At 62.6% G+C, this 17,589-nt stretch carries 15 protein-coding genes and 1 pseudogene; 3 read left to right on the top strand and 13 right to left on the bottom strand.

The window, feature by feature from the left end:
- Positions 1–641: 641 nt before the first annotated feature.
- Positions 642–1,859, top strand: a complete 1,218-nt coding sequence (gene thrS / locus AB3X89_RS10460) for a threonine--tRNA ligase (RefSeq protein WP_368583206.1) — start codon at positions 642–644, stop codon at positions 1,857–1,859.
- 6 nt (positions 1,860–1,865) lie between these two features.
- Here thrS and AB3X89_RS10455 read toward each other — a convergent pair whose 3' ends face one another.
- Complete coding sequence (locus AB3X89_RS10455) at positions 1,866–2,249, bottom strand: hypothetical protein (protein ID WP_368583205.1); 384 nt, start codon at positions 2,247–2,249, stop codon at positions 1,866–1,868.
- A 150-nt stretch (positions 2,250–2,399) separates the two neighbouring features.
- Here AB3X89_RS10455 and AB3X89_RS10450 point away from each other — a divergent pair, with 150 nt between their 5' ends.
- Positions 2,400–3,272, top strand: a complete 873-nt coding sequence (locus tag AB3X89_RS10450; RefSeq protein WP_368583204.1) for a GyrI-like domain-containing protein — start codon at positions 2,400–2,402, stop codon at positions 3,270–3,272.
- 355 nt (positions 3,273–3,627) lie between these two features.
- Complete coding sequence (locus AB3X89_RS10445) at positions 3,628–4,992, top strand: MFS transporter (protein WP_368583203.1); 1,365 nt, start codon at positions 3,628–3,630, stop codon at positions 4,990–4,992.
- Positions 4,993–5,050: 58 nt separating this feature from the next.
- Here the strand turns inward: AB3X89_RS10445 and AB3X89_RS10440 are convergent, their stop codons facing one another.
- The 12 genes and pseudogenes from AB3X89_RS10440 to AB3X89_RS10385 all read right to left on the bottom strand — a co-directional run bounded on the left by AB3X89_RS10440 (position 5,051) and on the right by AB3X89_RS10385 (position 17,453).
- A complete protein-coding gene (locus tag AB3X89_RS10440; RefSeq protein WP_368583202.1) occupies positions 5,051–5,884 on the bottom strand; it encodes a GyrI-like domain-containing protein in 834 nt (277 codons plus the stop codon).
- A gap of 45 nt (positions 5,885–5,929) precedes the next feature.
- Entirely contained in the window at positions 5,930–7,423 is a 1,494-nt protein-coding gene (locus AB3X89_RS10435) for a DHA2 family efflux MFS transporter permease subunit (protein ID WP_368583201.1), read from the bottom strand.
- 129 nt (positions 7,424–7,552) lie between these two features.
- Positions 7,553–7,816: pseudogene (locus AB3X89_RS10430) on the bottom strand (glutathione binding-like protein); the annotation flags it as partial.
- Between the two features lie 33 nt (positions 7,817–7,849).
- Complete coding sequence (locus tag AB3X89_RS10425; protein WP_368583200.1) at positions 7,850–9,073, bottom strand: dienelactone hydrolase family protein; 1,224 nt, start codon at positions 9,071–9,073, stop codon at positions 7,850–7,852.
- 33 nt (positions 9,074–9,106) lie between these two features.
- Positions 9,107–10,747, bottom strand: a complete 1,641-nt coding sequence (locus AB3X89_RS10420; protein WP_368583199.1) for an AMP-binding protein — start codon at positions 10,745–10,747, stop codon at positions 9,107–9,109.
- Positions 10,748–10,831: 84 nt separating this feature from the next.
- Positions 10,832–11,227, bottom strand: a complete 396-nt coding sequence (locus tag AB3X89_RS10415; protein ID WP_368583198.1) for a RidA family protein — start codon at positions 11,225–11,227, stop codon at positions 10,832–10,834.
- Complete coding sequence (locus AB3X89_RS10410; protein ID WP_368583197.1) at positions 11,227–11,667, bottom strand: acyl-CoA thioesterase; 441 nt, start codon at positions 11,665–11,667, stop codon at positions 11,227–11,229. The genes AB3X89_RS10415 and AB3X89_RS10410 overlap by 1 nt, the downstream gene beginning before the upstream one ends.
- Positions 11,664–12,875, bottom strand: a complete 1,212-nt coding sequence (locus AB3X89_RS10405) for an acyl-CoA dehydrogenase family protein (protein WP_368583196.1) — start codon at positions 12,873–12,875, stop codon at positions 11,664–11,666. Before AB3X89_RS10405 ends, AB3X89_RS10410 begins: the two co-directional genes overlap by 4 nt.
- A gap of 1 nt (position 12,876) precedes the next feature.
- Entirely contained in the window at positions 12,877–13,728 is an 852-nt protein-coding gene (locus AB3X89_RS10400) for an enoyl-CoA hydratase family protein (RefSeq protein WP_368583195.1), read from the bottom strand.
- Between the two features lie 19 nt (positions 13,729–13,747).
- The gene (locus AB3X89_RS10395; RefSeq protein WP_368583194.1) at positions 13,748–14,302 is read right to left on the bottom strand and encodes a MarR family winged helix-turn-helix transcriptional regulator; all 555 of its coding nucleotides are present in this window, start codon (positions 14,300–14,302) and stop codon (positions 13,748–13,750) included.
- Entirely contained in the window at positions 14,299–15,072 is a 774-nt protein-coding gene (locus AB3X89_RS10390; protein ID WP_368583193.1) for an SDR family NAD(P)-dependent oxidoreductase, read from the bottom strand. Before AB3X89_RS10390 ends, AB3X89_RS10395 begins: the two co-directional genes overlap by 4 nt.
- A complete protein-coding gene (locus AB3X89_RS10385; protein WP_368583192.1) occupies positions 15,069–17,453 on the bottom strand; it encodes a bifunctional salicylyl-CoA 5-hydroxylase/oxidoreductase in 2,385 nt (794 codons plus the stop codon). Before AB3X89_RS10385 ends, AB3X89_RS10390 begins: the two co-directional genes overlap by 4 nt.
- Between the last annotated feature and the right edge of the window lie 136 nt (positions 17,454–17,589).

Here is a 17,589-nt window from a genome sequence, read left to right as displayed (position 1 = left end):
ATGGAAAACAGACTCTCGGTGAATGTGTCGGCGCCGCGCATAATCTCCATCGGGTTGTTGGGCTCCTTCTATCAACGCTTCACGAACGCAGCGCGATGACGCGTTTCAGCGGTACTTCCGCAGGCTGCTAGGCAAACAGTTTTATTGCGGTGAGGTGGGGCAATCGAAATATAGTGAACGTCTAATCAGCGCGCATTGGCGCAATGTGCGGAATCGCACCAAGTGCTTCATGTCAGGCACACCGAATCAAATTCTGATTTATACATTGCGAAGTTATTTCGAGTATCTATGCTATTTGAATCAAATGAGTTCGCTCATTGCGGCATTCGATGATTTATGAAAGGCAGGTACGCCAATCGCGACGCACTCCCAGCGATTGACGCTTCCGATCGAAATGGTTTACTGTCGCTGCATGCACTTCGACTCTCTTTCACTCTTTGCCGCCACCACCGCGACGACCACCTTCATAGGCGGGTCGTCTGGAGATTGCGCGCGCTAGCAGGAAGTACGGAAAGTACGAGCAGCAGTGTCAAATCCCCAAAGGCCCCGCCGGAAACGGATGGGGCCTTTGGCGTTTCTGGTCTCTCCGTTTGCGGCATCCATCGTGGTAATCGCGAATTTCGAACCGACGGAGCATGACCGTGAACGACATCGACCATCGTGTACTAGGCAATAAGCTCGATCTTTTCCACCAGCAGGAAGAGGGTGCCGGCATGGTTTTCTGGCACCCGCGCGGCTGGACGCTTTATCGCGTGCTCGAAGATTACGTGCGGTCGCGCATGCGTCGCGCGGGCTTTCGCGAGATTCGCACGCCGCAATTGCTGGCGCGCTCGCTGTGGGAAAAGAGCGGGCATTGGGAAAAGTTCGGCGCCGCGATGTATTCGCTCGCCGATGCGGAACAAGGACGCGCGCTTTGTCTGAAGCCGATGAGCTGTCCTTGCCACGTGCAGGTGTTCAATCATCGTGTGCGTTCGTATCGCGAGCTGCCGTTGCGCTATAGCGAGTTTGGAGCATGTCATCGAGATGAGCCGTCGGGATCTCTCGAAGGATTGAAGCGTACGCGCGCGTTCGTTCAGGACGACGCGCATGTGTTCTGCGCGGCGGCGGATATCGGGTCGGAGGTGGGGCGCTTCTGTGCGCTGCTGCGCGACGTGTACGCGGACCTAGGATTTCCGGAGTTCAGCGTTGCTTTGGCGTCGCGGCCCGCATTGCGTGCTGGCAGCGAGGGGACGTGGGATCGGGCCGAGGAGGCGTTGGCCCATGCCGCCGACGCAGCGGGGCTCGAATTCGCTGTACTCGCTGGAGAGGGCGCTTTTTACGGGCCCAAACTCGAATTTCAATTGACGGATAGTCGCGCACGGAGTTGGCAGTGCGGCACGATCCAGCTCGACTTTGTGTTGCCAGAGCGGCTCGATGCCGAGTTCGTCAATCAGCGTGATGAACGCGAGCGTCCGGTAATGATTCATCACGCGGTGCTCGGCAGCATGGAGCGGTTCATCGCGATGCTGCTCGAACATGACGAAGGATGGATGCCGGCCTGGCTCGCGCCCGAGCAGGCCGTCGTTGCTTCGATCAGCGATGCGAGTCTGGGTTACGCGCAAGAAGTCTTGCAGGCGCTCGAAGATGCCGGGGTCCGGGCGGTGGTCGATGGACGGCCCGAGAGACTGGAGAAGAAGATTGTCGATGCGAGGGAGAAGCGGGTGCCGTTTCTCGTTGCCGTAGGGAAGAGGGAGGCGGCAGACAGGAGGATTAGTGTGCGTTGGTCGAGGGATGGGGCACAGCGGGAGTTTGGTCTCGCGGAGGGAGTGGGATATCTGAAGGGCAAAGGAGGCTTGCCCGGTTCGCCGGCAAGAGTCTGACCCGCTTCAAGCGTCCGGCAATACCGACTTGCCGCGGCGCTTTTTCGGCTTCGGTTCCACCCCCACTCGCGGGTCCCGCTCCAGAACGAGCGCCGTCAACTGCTCGACAGTGTCTTCAAACGCAGGGTCCTCCTGTGGCACATAAAGCCACTTTCCGAGTACCGGGTGAGGCCGCAATGCAGGCAGATCGGTAATCAGAGCAGCATGGCGTTCCTGCGATGTACAGACGAGCAGCCCATTCCACGGCTTATCGCGATCGGCGGCAACCAGACACAACAGGCCGTCGATATACGCGGCATCGCTGCCAAACATCCGCCGGCGCACATAAGTCGGATCGCGTTCGAACGCGTCGAAGATCCAGAGGAGCGAATTGCTGATCGAAGAGGGCATCGGCGGAAAATCTCAGGAGGCGAGGGCAAGTGAATAAGTTTACGCAAATTCTCAAGGCTCGGCAGCGAGCCGATCGAAGATCGAGCAAGTCCGGCTAGGTAAGATGTGTCCAACCTCGGCGACCATATCGGAACTCGCACGATCCAGACCATGCTAACTCACACAGACGCCACCGCCGCTTACGCTAAACGCTTCGAAGCCGTTCTCGCCTATATCGACGCAAACCTCGAGGGCGATCTGTCGGTCGACGCGCTAAGCCGTATCGCAAACTTCTCGATGTTCCATTTCCATCGACAGTTTGTCGCGTATGTCGGCGTGCCGGTCGCACGCTACGTGCAGTTGATGCGCTTGCGTCGCGCGGCTCACCGCCTCGCGTCGCAGGCGTCGTGCTCGGTTCTCGATGCGGCGCTCGACGCCGGCTTCGACAGTCCCGAAGCCTTCAGCCGCGCGTTCAAGCGTGCATTCGGCATGGCGCCGAGCGCGTTTCGACGGCATCCAGCATGGCAATTCTGGAGTGCGAGTTTTATTGTTCCCTATCTTTCGAGGAAATTGACCATGCAAGTGAAAATCGTCGACTTTGCGGAAACCCGGGTTGCCGCGCTCGAGCATTGTGGTTCGCCTGGACTCGTCAACGAGAGTGCGCGCAAGTTCATCGATTGGCGTATTCAAAGCGGACAATCGCCGGTGGCGTCGAGCAGGACCTTCGGCATTCCGCACGGCAATCCGGACACGGTGCCAGCGGAGGAATTCCGCTTCGATATCTGCGGAGAGATCGACGAGCCGGTCGCACCGAATCACTATGGCGTGCGCGAACTCGTCATGCCGGGTGCACGGTGCGCGGTGGTGCGGCACACGGGATCGACCGATCACATCGGCGAGACGATCTACCCGATCTATCGCGACTGGCTGCCTTCGAGTGGAGAAGAGTTGCGAGATCTTCCGCTGTTTTTCCAGTACCTGAGCGTCTATCCTGAGACGCCGCTGGATCAGTGGCAGACGGATATCTACATTCCGTTGGTGTGATTAGGGAACGGGGGAGATGAACATATAAAATGCCTGATCAATTCTGCGCGAAATATCGGAAGTTGCGCTTCATTCGGGCTCCGATCAATTTTCGCGTCGGTATCAATTGCAACGAAGCGATGATTGCCGATTGCAGATGCGGCAAAAAATGCAATTGCGGAATGTGTCCTTGAAACAAAGCCCCTATCTCTGCGAATAGTGGTTCAGATAGGGGTTTTTATCGATTCCAGGCTCTCGCCCATGACAGAAGCCGAAAAGGCCGTTTCACTTTCTGCTTCTCGCGTAATCACCGGAACCACCCAATACCCTAAGTGTCAACTAAGGATGTCACCCGTCCATTTTGGGGAGATATCAAATGGCTGCCACGCAATCTGGGGCTATGCCCCTCTCCGATGAGGAGGCACGGCGCCAGTTGCGCCGCGCTGTCATCGCCAGCACGATCGGTACCACGATCGAATGGTATGACTTCTTCCTGTACAGCACGGTCACTGGTCTGGTATTCGCGAAGCTGTTTTTTCCTGAATCGGACCCGCTCGTCGGCACACTCCAGGCTTTTCTGATTTACGCCGTCGGCTTTATCGCGCGGCCGGTGGGCGCGGCGATTTTCGGCCACTATGGCGATCGCATCGGACGTAAAGCAACGTTGATCGTGACGCTATTGCTGATGGGACTCGCGACATTCGCCGTCGGCTTCGTTCCGACCTACGCGTCGATCGGCATCTGGGGGGCCATTGCGCTCACGGCGCTGCGCTTCATTCAGGGGGTGGGCGTGGGAGGCGAGTGGGGCGGTTCGGTGCTGATGTCGATGGAATGGGCACGCACCAACAAGCATCGTGGTTTCATCGCGTCGTGGCCGCAGTTCGGCGTACCGGCGGGATTGTTCGTCGCGAATCTGGTGGTGCTCGCCACCAGTCAGATCTCTGGCAGCGCATTTCTCACGTGGGGCTGGCGGGTGCCGTTTTTTCTCAGTATTGCGCTGGTCGCGATCGGCCTTTATATCCGCTTGAGTATCCTCGAGACGCCGATCTTCGCGAAGCTTCTCGCTGAGCGCAGGATCGAAAAGGCGCCGATGCGTGAAGTATTGCGCCGGCAGCCGAAAGACATTGTTCTATCGGCTCTTGCGCGTATGGCCGAACAGGCGCCCTTCTATATTTTCACGGCTTTTATCTTCACCTATGGCGTGATGAGTCTGGGCGTTACGCGCGATCTGTTGCTCACCGCGGTGCTGGCCGCTTCGGTGCTGGAATTCTTCACGATTCCGCTCTTCGGTCACGTGTCCGATCTGATCGGACGCCGACGCATGTACGTGATCGGCGCCGCTGCGGTCGGGCTATTCGGCTTCCTGTACTTCTTCATGGTCGGAACTCATAACCCCGGATGGATCTTCGCGGCAATCGTGCTTTCGCTGGTGCCGCACGCGATGATGTATGGTCCCCAAGCCGCGTTGATCGCCGAATCGTTCACGGGGCGCTTGCGCTACAGCGGCGCGTCGATGGGCTACCAGTTGGCTTCCGTCATCGCTGGCGGTCCTGCACCGTTGATTGCGACCGCGCTTTATGCCTATTTCCATTCGGGATTCGCGGTGGCGTGGTATGTGTTCGCGTGCGCGGTGATTAGCGTGGCCGCCGCTATGCGACTCGGCGATTACACGAATAAGGACATTTCGCGGGAATACGACGACGTGCATGCATTGCATGACCAGGGACACGCCACTCCGTGATCGATCAGGCGGATGGCCGGTCGCAGCGGCCATCCGCGGCCGTCCGCCGAATCAGGCCTCAGCTTTTCAGCGGCAACCAGACTTCGACTCCACCCATTCCCGTCGCCGGATCGAACTGCTCGCCATACCGTTCGAAATGCGGTGCATCGGCAGGCACGTGCCCTGATGCGGGCAACCACTGATTCCAGATCGTATTCATCGTGCGACGAATGCCCGAGATGGGCTCGCGATGACTGAACACCGCATAGCGTTGCGCGGCGATGCGTACGCGACTCAACTCCGGCGGCAGTGCGGAAAAATCGCTCACTTCGACGCCGCACATATAGTCGAAGTTGCCCAGTTCATCGGCGTTATAGCCAACGCCATAAGCCACCTTGCCGATCTGTCCCGGCACCCTGCCGTACCAGGCGCCAAAGCGCTGCCATTGAGAGGGAATCGACTTGCTGGTCTCGCACGTATAGCGCTCGCTCAGTCCAGCGATGAGAAGCGGCTTGCCGTCTTCGAAGCGCGGCGGTTCCAGATGAGTCAGAAGGGTTTCGTCCATTTTGATCGGCTCCACGATGCTCAGGTTGTCGAGATGACCCCGTGCGCGCAACGCATCGGGCGTAAGCCCGAACTGGTCGCGAAACGCGCGCGTGAATGCTTCGTGAGAGCCGTAACCGGCGTCGAGGGCGACCGCGAGAATGTCAGGCGCACCATCGGCGAGACGTCGTGCGGCCTCGCTCAAACGCCGTGCGCGAACGTAGCGCATCACCGGCATCCCGGTGGCCGCTTCGAACGCGCGGGCGAGATGAAAGCGCGATACGCAGCCACCGCGGGCGATGTCGTCGAGCGTCAATTCGCCCGCGAAGTGGCTTTCGATATACCAGAGCGCTTTTCCAACCGGGTTCATCTCAGCTCTCATGTCAGCATGAAGCCAGCATAGTCAGCGGCGAACTCAGGCATTTGATCGCGCTTGCGGTTTTGCAGTCGCGACGGAAGGCGGGGCCGACTCCGCCACGTCACTGTGCGCGCCCGCAGCGCCACCCGCTTGCCCCGGCCTCAGCAACAGCCCACCGAGCACGCCGGCCGCCGCCGCAAAAACCGCCCCAAACAGAAACGCGATGTGATACCCGCTGTTCAGCGCGGCCGCCGCGCTCGACGACGCCTGCATTGCCTCGCTACGCGCCGCGGCAAGACTCGCGAGCACCGCGAGCCCGAGCGCCCCGCCCATCATGAACGACGTATTGACGATGCCCGACGCGAGGCCCGAATCGGCGGGATCGACGTCGCTCATCGCGGCGAGCAGCAACGGGTTGAATGCGATGCCGGCGCCGAAGCCGAGCAGCAACATGCCGGGCAACACGTCGGGCACGAAGCTGCCGTCGACGGGCGCACGCGCGAACAACGCGAGCCCGCATGCGGCGATCAGCAGGCCCGCCGCGAGCGGCCGGCGCAGCCCGAAGCGCATCACCACACGCGCCGACAATCCCAGCGAAAAGAGTCCCATAATCAGGTTCGCGGGCAGAAACGCGAGCCCCACCTGCAACGGCCGATACCCGAGCACGCGCTGCAAATAAAGCGCCGAAATAAAGAACCACGCGAACATCGCGGCTGCCCACAACACGCCGACCACGTTCGCGGTCGCGACATTGCGCAAACGCAGCAGACCGAGCGGCATCAACGGATGTTCGACTCTCGCCTCGATTGCGAGGAACACGCCAAGCAGCGCGAGCGCGACGCACAGCAGGCCGAGCGTCTGCGCCGAAGTCCAGCCTGCTTCGTTGCCGTTGACGATTGCATAGACCGCCAGCATCAGCGATGCGGTCACGCTGAGCGCGCCGGCCACGTCGAGCCGCTCGCCGTGCGCGTGTCCGCGCGCGGCCGGCAATAGCGCGAGGCACAGCGCGTACACCGCAATGCCGATCGGCAGGTTGACCAGAAAGATCCAATGCCAGCTCAGCAGATTGGTGAGCAGTCCGCCGAGCAGCACGCCGATGCTGCCGCCGCCCGCACAGACGAAGCCATACACGCCCATCGCTTTCGCACGCTCGCCGGGTTCGGTGAACAGATTCATGATCAGCGACAACGAGACCGCCGAGACGATTGCACCACCCAGCCCCTGCACGGCGCGCGCGGCGACCAGCAGCACTTGCGAATTCGCGAGGCCGCAGGCGAGCGAAGCGAGCGTGAAGAGCGTAATGCCGCACAGGAACAGCTTGCGGTGTCCGTACAGATCGCCAAGCCGTCCCCCGAGCAGCAGACAGCCGCCGAACGTCAGCATGTAGGCGTTGACGACCCACACGAGCGAGGTTTCGCTAAAGCCGAGATCGGCGGCGATGGACGGCAGCGCGACGTTCACGATGGTGGTGTCGAGCACGATCATCAGCACGCCGAGGCAGAGCACGATCAGTGCGAGCCAACGTTGCTTGCCGTGGAGGGAATGGGTCATGCGGGTGCCCCTTTACGCGGATTCGGTCGATCGCCGACGATGGGTTTTCGAGTCTAACACCCGTGCATTTCGGCTCCAACTACGAAATCCAGGGCGGCGCCGGCGCGCTAAGCGTCGCGCGGTTGCGCATCAATCGCCGGTGAGGATTTCGTATTTGCCGCCGCGTTCGAGCGCGCGCTGATATGCGGGCCGGGCGCGAATGCGCTGCAAAAACGCGCCTATCGCGGGCAATCGCGCAGTGATGCCGCGCGCGGTGGCGGCTTCGAGCGGGAAGCGCATTTGCACGTTGGCGGCGGTGAAGTCGTTGCCGGCGAACCAGCCAGTCGCGCCGAGTTCGTTGTCGATATAGCCGAAATGCAGCTTCAATTGCGGATCGACGAAGTTCGCCTGCATCGGGTGATACACAGCGACGGCAGCACCACATTCTCAAACCTTCGACTTACCCCCCATCAACCCATTCGACGGCAACGTCTCATCCAGCAACTTCCTCGCACTCTCAATCCCCGCCACCGGCAAGCCCTTCGGATCGAGCAGTCCCACCTGCACGAGCACCGAAGCCTGATCCCAATAGATGTGCTCGCTATAAAGCTTGTCACCGCGGAAGCACACCACGGCGAGCATCGGCACCTCGAAGTACTTGCCGGTCGGCGCCACGCCCGGCAGCAGCCAGTCGATCTCGCAGCTATGCGTGCAGCTGAAAATGAATTCATCGACGACGCGATCCGAGCCGATCGTGCGCGAAATCGGAATCAGCTTCGTATCGGGTGGATTCGAGTTGACGAAATGATGCGTGTAAAAGCGCTTCAGATTGTCATGCCCGACACCGCCTGTCATCGTCGGCACGTGATTGACGTAGGGCTCGGCGACCATCGTCGGCATCACCGCATCGACGTCGCGTGTCGCGAACTCGTGATAGCAATGCGCTTCCCACAGCGCGTTCAGATCGTAGACCGGACCGAGCACCTTGCGCAGCAGCGCCAGCGTGCGCGAGTACGCCATCATCGCGGCCGGCTTGTCGTACTGCTTGCGCTGCGGCGCGGCGAACGCGTGATCGCAGCCGGGATACACGTATTGCTCGATCTGCGGCCGCGTACGCAGTGCGGCGCTGATGCGCTCGCGCGTTTCGGGCGGGCAGTGCGCGTCGTTTTCTGGGAAGTGGAACACCATCGGGCAGTTGATTGCCGATACTTCGTCGAGATGCGCGTCAAGCCCCACGCCGTAATAGCTGACCGCGCAATCGACGTCGGTGCGCGCCGCGCTCAGAAACGCGAGCTTGCCGCCGAGGCAGTAGCCGACCACGCCCACCTTGCCGGCCTGCTCGGGCAGTTCGCGCAACGTGGCGATCGTGGCGGCGATGTCCTTCACGGCGACATCCGCATCGAACTGGCCCAGATAGCCGAGCGCCTGTTTCATATCGGCGTCGCCGTAGCCAAGCGAAATGCCCGGCTTGATGCGCCAGAACAGATCGGGCACGAGCACGACGTAGCCTTCTTCGGCGTAGCGATCGGCGGTCGCCTTCATCGTGTCATTGACGCCGAAGATTTCCTGCAGCAGCACGAGCCCCGGGCCCGAGCCCTGCGCGGGGCGCGCGACGTAAGCGTTGAAACGGCCGCCATCGTGGGCGACGACTTCGATGAAAGAGCCGGCCATGCGGTCTATCTCCAGTCTTATGATAGATACGGGTTACGTCATCATGCGCAACTCGAAACGTTTGAGCTTGCCGGTTTCGGTGCGCGGCAGCGCGCCGATGAACGTGATGACGCGCGGATATTTATACGGCGCCACGTTATTCTTAACGAAATCCTGCAGTTGCGCGACCAGTTTGTCGTCGGCCGTATAGCCGGGGTTCACCACGACGAAGGCCCGCACGATCTGCCCGCGCGTTTCGTCGGGCACGCCGATCACGCCGCATTCGGCCACCGCCTCGTGCTGCATCAGCACGCTTTCCACCTCAGGACCGGAGATGTTGTAGCCGGCCGACACGATCATGTCGTCGGCGCGCGCCTGGTAGAACACGTAGCCGTCCGCGTCGAGATAGACCGAATCGCCCGGCAGGTTCCAGCCGTCGCGCACGAAGCGCAGTTGCCGTTCGTCCGCCAGATAACGACAGCCGGTCGGGCCGCGCACCGCCAGTTTGCCGATCGTGCCGGGCGGCACGGGTTGCATGTCGTCGTCGACGGCTTGCACGACGTAGCCCGGCACCGCGCGGCCAATCGCGTGCGGCCGGATCTCCGCGCCTTGCGACGAAACGAAGATGTGGATCAGCTCAGTGCCGCCGATGCCGTCGATCATGTCGATGCCAGTCGCGTCGCGCCACAGACTCCGCGTCGAATCGGGCAACGCCTCGCCCGCCGACACGGTCTTCTTCAGCGATGACACGTCATGTTGCGCGACGAGCGGCGCCATCTGCCGATAGAACGTCGGTGCGGTGAACATCACGGTTGCATGAAAACGTTCGACCACGTCGAGCAAGGTCTGCGGTGTGAGCTTTTCGACGAGCACCGTCGACGCCCCGACGCGCAGCGGAAAGCACAGCAGCCCGCCGAGGCCGAACGTGAACGCGAGCGGCGGCGTGCCGCAGAAGATGTCGCTCGCGGAAGGCTTCAGCACATGACGCGGGAACAGATCGCACATCGCGATCATGTCGCGATGGAAATGCATGCAGCCTTTCGGCGCGCCGGTCGTGCCGCTCGTGAACGCGATCAGGCAGACGTCGTCGGCGGCGGTGTCGCAGGCGGTGAAGTGCTCGGGCTTGTTGGCGGCGAGCGTCTCGAGCGAATCGGCGGAATCGTCGTGAAAGCGGCGCGTCTGCTTCAGCACCGCGCAGTAGAACTCGTCGCGCGGATTCGTGCAGCGCTCGAGTTCGGCGGTCAGGCGCGCATCGCAAAGCGCGGCGCTGACTTGCGCTTTGTCGATGATCTGCTTGAGCTCCTTCGCGCGCAGCAGCGGCATGGTCGGCACGACGACGAGCCCGGCCTTCAGCGCCGCGAGCGTGGCGACGGCCATCTGCAAGGTGTTCGGCCCACGCAGCAGCACGCGGTTGCCGGGCCGCAAGCCCATTTCATCGACGAGCACATGCGCGCTGCGGTTGACCAGCGCGAGCAGTTCGCCGTACGTGGTCGCTTGTGGCTTGCCGGCCACGTCGGACCAGATCGCCGGCCGGTCGCGATGCCCCGCCTCGATGGTCCGCTCCAGCAGTTCGGTCGCGCAGTTCAACCGCGACGGATAGGCGACGTCCGGATTGTCGAGCAGAAAGACGGGCCATTGATCCTGCGGCGGAAGATTGTCGCGCGCGAAAGTATCGACGTGTGCTGACGGTTCCATCATGGTCTCCCGGGGCGTTGAGCCGGAAAATGCGCTTCGTTCGGTGTGAGGGGCTTGCCTGTGCGTTCGGTACCTGTGGGACGTTCAGTGCGGAATCACCGCGGTGGCCTCGATCTCGACCTTCGCGCGGTCTTCCATCAGCGCGACGACCTGTACCGCGCTCATCGCGATGTCGTAGTCGCCGATCAGCTCGCGAAACACACGGCCGATGTCCTTCAGCGATGCGAGGTACTCGCGCTTGTCGGTCACGTACCACGTGAGGCGCACCAGATGTTCGGGCTTGCCGCCCGCTTCGCGCAGCACGGCGAGCAGATTCTTCAGCGCCTGCTCGGACTGCTGCGCGAAGTCGTCTGATTGGAACTGCGCCTGTTCGTCCCAGCCGATCTGGCCGGCGATGAACACCTGCGTGCCGCTCGCCGCGACGCCGTTCGCATAGCCGCGCGGTTTGGCCCAGCCGGCCGGAAGGAGAGCTTTTTTCATCAGCGCTGAGCCTCGATGGAGGAGGGCGATGGAGCGTACGCCGCGAGCGCGCTCGCGATGTCGCCGGGAATGTCGATCGATTTGCCGCTTTCGAACGACATGAACACGAGCACCTGTTTCGAACGAAAGCGCGTTTCGCCGTTGCAATGCCCGTGAATTTCGATGCGGAGAGAACTGCGGCCGATGGTGTGGACTTCGAGCGCGAGCAGGATCGTTTCGCCCATCTGGCTCGGCCGCGAGAACTCGCAGTCGAGCTTGACGATTGGCAGGCCGATGCGGCGCCGCGCGATCATGTGCGCATAGTCGATGCGCAGGCCCTCGTTGAACCAGTCTTCGACGAGCGCGTTGGTCATCACGAGGTACTGCGGAAAATACACGATGCCCGCGGGATCGCAGTGCGAGAAGCGGATGCGCACGGGCCGCTCGAACGATGTGCTCATTGCGCGCTCCCGTTCGCCGCGGCATACGCCTTCAACAGATCGCGGCCGACGATCAACTGCTGCACCTCGGTCGCGCCTTCGTAGATGCGCAGCGCGCGGATCTCGCGGTACAGCATCTCGACTGCGCTGCCGCTTTGCACGCCCATGCCGCCGTATAGCTGTACGGCTGCGTCGATCACCTGCTGCGCGCCTTCGCTCGCGTGCCACTTCGCCATCGCGGCTTCGCGCGTGACGCTTTCGCCATGGTCGCGCAGCCACGCGGCGCGATAGACGAGCAGCGCGCTGCTGTCGATCGTCAGCGCCATCTGCGCGAGCTTCGCCTGCGTCAACTGGAAGTCGCCGAGCGTCTGGCCGAACATCTTGCGCGACGCCGCGCGCGCGAGACCTTCGGCCATCGCACAACGCGCAAAGCCGAGCGATGCGGCCGCCACCGACGTGCGGAAAATATCGAGCGTGCGCATCGCGATCTTGAAGCCTTCGCCGGGCGCGCCAAGCATCTGGCTCTTCGGCACCCGCGCGTTCGCAAAGCGCAGACGCGCGAGCGGATGCGGCGCGATCACGTCGATGCGCTCGGCGATGTCGAGGCCCGGCGTTTCTGCATCCACGATGAACGCGCTGATGCCGCGCGCGCCTGGTGCTTCGCCGGTGCGCGCGAACACCACGTAGAAGTCCGCGATGCCGCCGTTCGAAATCCACGTCTTCTCGCCGTCGAGCACGTAGTGGTCGCCCTGTTCGCGCGCGGCCAGCGCCATCGCCGCGACGTCCGAGCCCGCTTGCGGCTCCGACAGCGCGAACGCGGCGATCGCCGTGCCGCTCGCGACACGCGGCAGATAGCGCGATTTCTGTTCATGCGTGCCGGCGAGCGAGATCGCGCCCGAGCCGAGGCCTTGCATTGCCAGTGCGAAGTCGGCGAGGCCCGAATAGCGCGCGAGCGTTTCGCGTAGCAGACACACGGCGCGCGTATCGATCGTGTCGCCGTGGCCGCCATAAGCGACGCCACCGACGCCGTATTTCAGCCAGCCGGCCTCACCGAGTTCACGCACCAGCAGGCGGCAGGTCGCGTCGGTGTCGCGATGGTCTTGATGCTTGAGATTCGCGCGGCACCACGCGTCGATGCCGGCCGCGAGTTCGCGATGACGCGGCTCGAAAAACGGCCACGCGAGCGGGCTATGCAAATCGACCGGCGTGTTCTGATGATCGGCGCTCAACTCAGTCTCCTTCGAACACCGGACGCGACTTCGCTGCGAATGCATCGTACGCGCGCTCGAAATCGCGCGTGCTCATGCAGATCGCCTGCGCCTGCGCTTCGGATTCGATCGCTTCGTCGATGCTCATGCTCCATTCCTGGTGCAGCATCTTCTTCGTCATTCCGTGCGCGAAGGTCGGGCCGGACGCGAGATCGGCGGCGAGCTTGTGCGCTTCTTCGATGAGCGCGGCCGGGTCGCACAAGCCGTTGTAAAAGCCCCATGCGTGAGCTTCGTCGCCGCTTGCCGAGCGACCGGTGAACAGCAGCTCGGCCGCGCGTCCCTGGCCGATGATGCGCGGCAGCATCGCGCATGCGCCCATGTCGCAACCGGCGAGGCCGACGCGCGTGAACAGGAACGCGAGCTTGCTGCGCGCGGTGCCGAGGCGCAGATCGGAAGCCATCGCGAGGATTGCGCCGGCGCCCGCGCAGACACCGTCGACGGCCGCGATGATCGGCTGCGGGCAATGGCGCATGGCCTTGACGAGGTCGCCGGTCATGCGCGTGAACAGCAACAGCTCGGGCATCGGCAGATCGATCAGCGGCGCGATGATGTCGTGCACGTCGCCGCCCGAGCAGAAGTTTTCGCCCGCGCCGTGCAACACGACGGCCTTCACGTCTGTCGCATACGCGAGGTCGCGGAACAGGTCGCGCAACTCCGCATACGATTCGAAGGTCAGCGGGTTCTTGCGCTCGGGGCGGTTCAGCGTGATCGTCGCGACCTTGCTGGTCACCGACCAGCCAAAGTGCTTCGCCTCGTAGCCAGCCAGGCTCAGGCGGTTGCCGGCCAACAGTGCGTCGGCGGTGGATCGTGTCATGTATGCCTCCAGTGCGAAGTCAGCCTTTCAGGCTGTCGAGCAGATGCCGCTTGAGTTTGCCGAGGTCCTGATGGGTCTTCATCTTTTCGTCGAGGCTCAGGCCGCCGAACATTTCGACGACCCATTGCTCGTGCGCGACGGCCATTTTGTCGAACGCCTTGCGGCCAGCGGGCGTCAGGCACACGCTGATCGAGCGGCGGTCGTTCGGATCGGTGTCGCGCGTGACGAGCCCCTCTTTTTCGAGCTGATCGGTGATGCCGGTGACGTTGCCCCCCGTCACCATCAAACGGCGCGACAACTCGGTCATCTTCAGGCCTTCGGGATGTCGTTCGAGTTGCGCCATCAGATCGAAACGCGGCAACGTGGTGTCGAATTCGGTGCGCAGACGTTTGCGCAATTCGGCTTGCACGAGATTGGTGGTGGTCAGCATGCGCAACCACAGACGCAGACCCATGTGGCTGTCCGCACCGGTGCTCATTTCGAGGTCCACGACGTTCTCCGCGGGTTGGGCGACGCCTTTGCGCGACGGTTTCGCATCCGATACAGACTTTTTTGCTTGCGTTGATTTGCTCACGTTACTTCCCCACCCGAAATGGAAATGGATTGCCCCGTGATCGCATCCGAGCCGGGGCGGCACAGCCACAACACTGCGTTCGCGACCTGCTCCGGGCTCACGAAGCGGCGCTGCGGATTCGAACGCAGCAGCGTTTCGCGCGCCTGTGCTTCAGTGCGCGAGGTCTTGCTCGTGATCTGTTCGAGCGATGCATGCAGCAGCTCGGTTTCGGTGTAGCCGGGGCACACTGCGTTGACGGTGATGCCGCGCGTCGCGGTTTCGAGCGCGAGCGAGCGCGTGAGACCGATCACGCCGTGCTTGGCGGCGCAATACGCGGCGACGTACGCATAGCCGATCTGCCCCGCGGTGCTCGCGACGTTGACGATACGGCCATAGCCACGCTCGAGCATGCCCGGCAGTACAGCGCGGGTGCCGAGAAACACGCCGGTCAGATTCACGTCGAGCATGCGCTGCCACAGCGCGATATCGGTGTGCGTGAACGGCGCGGCCTGCGCCTGGCCTGCGTTGTTGACGAGGATATCGACGGCGCCCGCCTCGCCGAATGCGCGCGCCACCGACTCTTCCTGCGTGACGTCCACGCTGATGCACGCGACGTCGCCGAGCGCCGCGCATTGTTCGCGCTGCGCTTCGAGGCGTTGTGCATTGCGGCCCATCAGCGTGACGCGCGCGCCGGCGCGCAGCAGCGCCTGCGCGATGGCCGCGCCGATGCCGCTGCCGCCGCCGGTGACGACCGCGTGTTGTCCGGCGAGAGAGGTGTCAAACGTGTTCACACGGTTCCTTCGGCGCGTTGCGCGCGTTGTTGTGCCGTCAGGCCGGCGTTGGCGATGGCCTGCGCGCGCTCGCGTTCGAGGTTGCGCTCGAGCTGCATTTTCGCGGCGGTGTAGGGCTTCGGCCACGCGATGTCGAGATAGCCGATCTTCGCCGCTTCGTTCAACGTCCACGACGGATTCGCGAGATGCGGACGTGCGATCGCGCACAGGTCCGCGCGGCCAGCGGCGATGATGCTGTTGACGTGATCCGCTTCGGAAATCGCGCCGACCGCGATCGTTGCGATGCCGGCTTCGTTGCGCACGCGATCGGCGAACGGCGTCTGGAACATGCGGCCGAACACGGGCTTTTCTTCCTTGCTGACCTGGCCCGACGACACGTCGATCATGTCCGCGCCGGCCGCCTTGAAAGCTTGCGCGATCTTCACGGCGTCGTCGGGCGTGTTGCCGCCTTCGACCCAGTCGTGCGCGGAAATCCGTACCGAGATCGGCTTGTCCTGTGGCCACACCGCGCGGATCGCGCTGAACACCTGCAGCGGATAGCGCAGACGGTTTTCGAGCGAGCCGCCGTATTCGTCGGTACGGTGATTCGTCAGCGGCGACAGGAAGCTCGACAGGAAATAGCCGTGCGCGCAGTGCAATTCGAGCCAGTCGAAACCCGCTTCGATCGACATGCGGGTCGCTTTCACGAACTGCTGCTCGATTTCGTGCAATTCGTCATGCGTGGCTTCGCGCGAATGCTGGCTGATACCGCGCAGATACTGCTGCGGCGACGCCGAGACTAGGGGCCAGTTGCCTTCGTCGAGTGGCTGGTCGATGCCCTCCCACGCGACGCGCGTCGAACCTTTCGCGCCCGAATGGCCGAGCTGGATGCCGATCTTCGCATCCGACTGCAGATGCACCAGATCGACGATGCGCTTCCACGCGGCCAGATGCTCGGGCGCATACATGCCGGGGCATCCCGGCGTGATGCGGGCTTCGGGCGACACGCAGGTCATCTCGGTCATCACGAGCGCGGCGCCGCCCATTGCGCGCGCACCGAGATGCATCAGGTGATAGTCGCCGGCCACGCCGTCTACCGCCGAGTACTGTGCCATCGGCGACACCATCACGCGATTTTTCAGCGTGACGCCGCGCACCTTGAAGGGCGTGAACATCGGCGGAATCGAATGTTTGTCCGCCGCGCGCTCGACGCCCGCGCGCTTCGCGAGCCAGTCTTCGAAGCCGGACAGATATTGCGAATCGCGCTCGCGCAGGTTTTCGTGCGAGATGCGCTGCGAGCGCGTGAGCAGCGAATAGGCGAACTGTTCCGGCTCGAACGACGTATAGCGATCGACGTGCTCGAACCATTCGGTCGAATTGCGCGCGGCGTTCTGGATGCGCAGCACGTCGACGCTGCGTACTTCGGTGTAGTGCTTCAACGCTGCGGCCAGATCGTCGGGATGCGAACCCGGATGCGCGCTGATGCTGTTCGCGAGTTCGATCGCGTCTTCGAGCGCGAGCTTGGTGCCCGAGCCGATCGAGAAGTGCGCGGTATGCGCGGCGTCTCCCATCAGCACGATCGGCGTTCGTGTGCCGTTCGCATTGCGGCGCCAATGCACCCACTCCTTGTTGACGACGCGCGGAAAACGGATCCATTGCGACGAGCCGCGCAGATGCGCGGCGTTCGACATCAGCGCATTGCCGTCGAGGTATTTCGCGAAGAGCTTCTCGCAGAACGCGATGCTGTCTTCCTTGCTCATTTCGTCGAGACCGGCGGCGCGCCACACGCGTTCCGGTGTTTCGACGATGAACGTCGAGGTTTGATCGTCGAAGCGGTAGGCATGCGCCTGAAACCAGCCGAATTCGGTTTTCTCGAACGCGAACGTGAACGCGTCGAACAGCTTCTTCGTGCCGAGCCACACGAAGCGGCAGTCGCGCAGGTCGATGTCCGGCTGGTAGGTGTGCGCGTATTTCTGGCGCACGGCGCTGTTCAGGCCGTCGCTCGCGATGATCAGGTCCGCGTCGTATGCGCTGTCGTCCACGACCTGGGTTTCGAACACGAGCTTCACGCCGAGTTCTTCGCAACGCGCCTGCAGGATATTCAGCAGGCGTTTGCGACCGATGCCGCAAAAGCCGTGGCCCGACGAGCGCACGCTGCGGCCGCGGAAGTGGATCTCGATGTCGTCCCAGTGATTGAACGCGTCGAGAATCGCCTCGGCGCTCGGGGCGTCGGCGGCGCGCAGATTGCCGAGCGTCTGATCGGAGAACACGACGCCCCAGCCGAAGGTGTCGTAGGGGCGGTTGCGCTCGATCACCGTGACTTCATAGCCGGGGTTGCGTTTTTTCATCAACAGACCGAAGTACAAACCGGCCGGACCGCCCCCGATACAGACTATGCGCATGCTGGTTCCCCAAAATGAACGCCGCGTTGCGATTAATTTAGGTTTTGATAGTTTAGATGTCAAGTAAATTTGGGGAGTGCCGTCTAGAGGAATTCGGAAGTCAGTCGCTGTCCGGCGCGTGGCGGCGTCAGGCGAG

The organism is Paraburkholderia sp. BR14320 (genome assembly GCF_040948665.1).
GTDB classification, from domain to species: domain Bacteria; phylum Pseudomonadota; class Gammaproteobacteria; order Burkholderiales; family Burkholderiaceae; genus Paraburkholderia; species Paraburkholderia youngii.
The sequence above is the reverse complement of the archived record's forward strand: the minus strand, read 5'-3'. Positions and strand labels throughout refer to the sequence as shown.